This window comes from Streptomyces sp. NPDC017890, assembly GCF_044328675.1.
Classification (GTDB): Bacteria; Actinomycetota; Actinomycetes; order Streptomycetales; family Streptomycetaceae; genus Streptomyces.
On the sequence record NZ_JBIRHU010000081.1, the window covers coordinates 1 to 3,906 of the forward strand.

The window sequence follows — 3,906 nt, forward strand, 5'->3', positions numbered from 1 at the left end:
CCGCCACACCGTCGACTTCCAAACCACCATCCACACCCTCCTCAACCACGGCCACACCACCTTCATCGAAACCAGCCCCCACCCCGTCCTCACCACCGGGATCCGGGACATCGCCGACACGGCCGAGGCGAACATAGTGGCGACCGGATCTCTGCGCCGCGACCACGGAGGGCCGACGCAGTTCCTCACCGCCCTCGCCCACCTGCACACCGCGGGCGTACCCGTCGACTGGGAACCCGCCTTCACCGGAAGCCACGCCCGACGGATCGACCTGCCGACCTACGCCTTCCAGCACGAAAGGTTCTGGCTGGAGCCGGCCGGCGTGGACGCGGTCGATGCTCGTTTCTGGGACGCCGTGGAACGCGGAGACCTCGAGTCGCTCGCGGCCACGTTGCAGGTCGACGGAGCGTCGTTGGGCGGCGTGGTGCCCGCGTTGTCCTCGTGGCGCCGCCGACGCCGGGAGCAGTCCACGGTGGAGGGCTGGCGGTACCGCATCGCCTGGAAGCCGCTGTCCGACCCGAGCGACACCGGTGTCCTGCCCGGCACCTGGCTGGCCGTGGTCCCGGCGGACGACGAGTGGTCCGCCGCCTGCGCCCGGGCCCTGGCCGCCCATGGCGCGCGGATCCGTACGATCGAGGTACGGCCGGACGAAGCCGAGCGCTCGGCGCTGGCCGAGCTGCTCGCCGATGCGGCAAGGGCCGACGACGTGGCCGGCATCGTCTCGTTGCTGGCCGTCGACGAGCGTCAGCACGTCACGCACTCCGCCCTGCCGCAGGGATTGGCGAGCACGGTGGAGTTGCTGTGCGCGGCGGCGACGGCCGGTGTCGAAGCCCCGCTCTGGTGCGTCACCCGGTCTGCCGTGTGTGCCGTCGAGGCGGATACCGGTCCGAGCCCCGCTCAGGCCGCGGTCTGGGGCTTCGGCCGGGCGGCGGGGCTGGAACCCGCCGGTCGCTGGGGCGGGCTGATCGACCTGCCCGAGGTGTGTGACGCGCAGGTGCTGCGGCGGTTCGCCACGGTGTTGGCCGAGGGGGGTGACGAGGACCAGATCGCGGTGCGGTCCTCGGCGGTCCTGGGCCGGCGGCTGGAGTCCGCACCCGTGGCCGGACCGGAGAGCACCTGGAGTCCGCGCGGCACGGTGCTCGTCACCGGCGGCACCGGCGCCCTCGGCGCACACGTGGCGCGGTGGCTCGCACGGGCGGGGGCGGATCATCTCGTCCTGCTCGGGCGGCGCGGCTCCCATGCCCCGGGAGCCTCCGCCCTGGAGGCGGAGCTGACCGCTCTCGGCGCACGGGTGACCATCGTGGCCTGTGACGTGACCGATCGGGCCGCTCTCGCGGACGTGTTCGACCCGCTGGCGGACGAGCTGACCGCCGTGGTGCATCTGGCGGGAACGGTGCAGTTCGGTGGTGCCATCGACGCGGATCTCGACGCGTACGCCGACGTCTTCCACGCCAAGGTCAGCGGTGCCGCGCACCTGGACGAACTCGTCGGTGAGGCGGAGCTGGACGCGTTCGTCCTCTTCTCGTCGGCCTCGGCGGTCTGGGGCGGCACCGGCCAGGCGGGTTACGCGGCCGCGAACGCCTTCCTCGACACGTTGGCGCAGCAGCGTCGGGCCCGCGGTCTGCCGGGCGTTTCGATGGCCTGGGGGACGTGGGGCGGCAGCCTCGCCGGCGAGGACGAAGAGCGTCTGCGCCGGGGCGGGCTGCGCCCGATGCCGCCCGAGCTGGCGGTCGCCGCGCTGCGACAGGCGGGTGGCACCGGCGAGCCCTGCCTGACCGTCGCGGACGTCGACTGGGAGACGTTCGCCCCGGCGTTCACGGCCTCCCGCCCGAGCCCGCTGATCGGGGAACTGCCCGGGGTGCGGAAGGAGCGGGACTCCACCGGCACCACCACCGGTCACGAGGGCCTTCGCGCGCGCCTCGCTCCGCTGCCCTCGGCGGAACAGGAGCGGGCCCTGATGGATCTCGTACGCGAGCACGCGGCCGGCCTGCTGGGGCACCGGGACTCCTCGGCGGTCGACCCGGCGGTCCCGTTCCGTGAGCTGGGTTTCGACTCGCTCACCGCGGTGGAGCTGCGCACCCGTCTGAACGGCGCGACGGGCCTGCGGCTGCCGGCCACCCTGCTGTTCGACCATCCGACCTGCCGGGCGGTGGCCGGTCTGCTGCGGGCGGAGTTGCTGGAACTGCCGTCCGCCGGACAGCTCGTGGACGCGGCGGTCACTCCGTACGCGTCCGACGAGCCCATCGCCATCGTCGCGATGAGCTGCCGGCTTCCGGGCGACATCCGCTCGCCCGAGGATCTGTGGCAGTTGGTCGGCGAGGGCCGGGAGGCACTCTCCGAGTTCCCCGAAGACCGCGGCTGGGACACGGAGGGCCTGTACGACCCCGATCCGGACCGGGCCGGCAAGTCGTATGTGCGCACCGGTGGCTTCCTCCACGACGCCGCCGAGTTCGACGCGGCCTTCTTCGGTATCTCGCCGCGCGAGGCGTTGGCGATGGACCCGCAGCAGCGGCTCCTGCTCCAATCGGCGTGGGAGGTCTTCGAGCGCGCCGGGATCGCGCCGGACTCGGTGCGGGCCAGCCGCACCGGTGTCTTCGTCGGCGGCTGGACACAGGGATACCCCTCGGACGCCGACGAGGGTTACGCGCTGACGGGCGCCGCGACCAGCGTGATGTCCGGGCGCATCGCGTACACGCTGGGTCTGGAGGGTCCCGCGCTCACCGTGGACGCGGCGTGTTCGTCGTCCTTGGTGGCGCTGCATCTGGCATGCGAGTCGCTGCGGCGCGGTGAGTGCTCCATGGCGCTCGCCGGAGGTGTCACGGTGATGGCGTCGCCGGCGACGTTCGTCGAGTTCTCCCGGCAGCGGGGGCTCGCGGCGGACGGCCGCTGCAAGTCCTTCGCGGCGGCGGCGGACGGTACGGGGTGGGCCGAGGGTGTCGGCATGCTGCTCGTGGAGCGGCTCTCCGACGCCGAACGCAACGGGCACCAGGTGCTGGCCGTGGTACGCGGCTCCGCCGTCAACCAGGACGGCACGTCGAACGGTCTGACCGCCCCCAACGGACCGTCCCAGCAACGGGTCATCCAGCAGGCACTGGCGAACGCGGGCCTGTCGACCGCTGATGTCGACGCGGTGGAGGCGCACGGCACGGGTACGACGCTGGGCGACCCGATCGAGGCGCAGGCGCTGCTGGCCACCTACGGGCAGGGGCGGGATGCGGACCGGCCTCTGCTGCTGGGCTCGTTGAAGTCCAACATCGGCCATGCGCAGGCCGCCGCCGGGGTCTCCGGTGTCATCAAGATGGTGATGGCGCTGCGCCACGGGATGCTGCCCAAGACCCTGCACGTGGACGAGCCGACGCCGCAGGTGGACTGGTCCGCGGGTGCCGTGGAGCTGCTGACCGAGCGGACGGCTTGGCCCAGGGCCGACAGGCCGCGCCGGGCCGGCGTGTCCGCGTTCGGCGTGAGCGGCACCAACGCGCACGTCGTTCTCGAGCAGGCTCCGGATCCTGCCGACGAGCCCGGAGACACCGGGGAACGGGGCGCATCGCCGACCGCCGTTCCCTGGGTACTGTCGGCCGACAGCGACGCGGGGCTGCGCAGGCAGATCGAGCGCCTGAGGTCCTTCGTGACGGACAACCCGCGACTGGACCCGACGGACGTCGGCTGGTCCCTGGTCACGACCCGGGCGACGCTGCCGCACCGCGCCGTGGTCGTGGGAGGCGGCCGCGAGGAGCTGCTGCGCGGCCTGGACACGGTCGAGAGCGGCGGAGCCGCCGGGTCGGGGCACCGCGTGGTGTTCGTGTTCCCGGGTCAGGGGTCGCAGTGGACCGGCATGGCCCTCGAACTCCTCGACACCAACCCCGTCTTCGCCGACCGCATGCGCGCATGCGCACAAGCCCTCGCCCC

The 3,906-nt window shown here is 73.0% G+C and carries 1 protein-coding gene; it reads left to right on the forward strand.

The window, feature by feature from the left end:
- Window positions 1-3,906: SDR family NAD(P)-dependent oxidoreductase (locus tag ACH4F2_RS35245; RefSeq protein WP_398136747.1), on the forward strand; the 3,906-nt coding region annotated here is incomplete at both ends.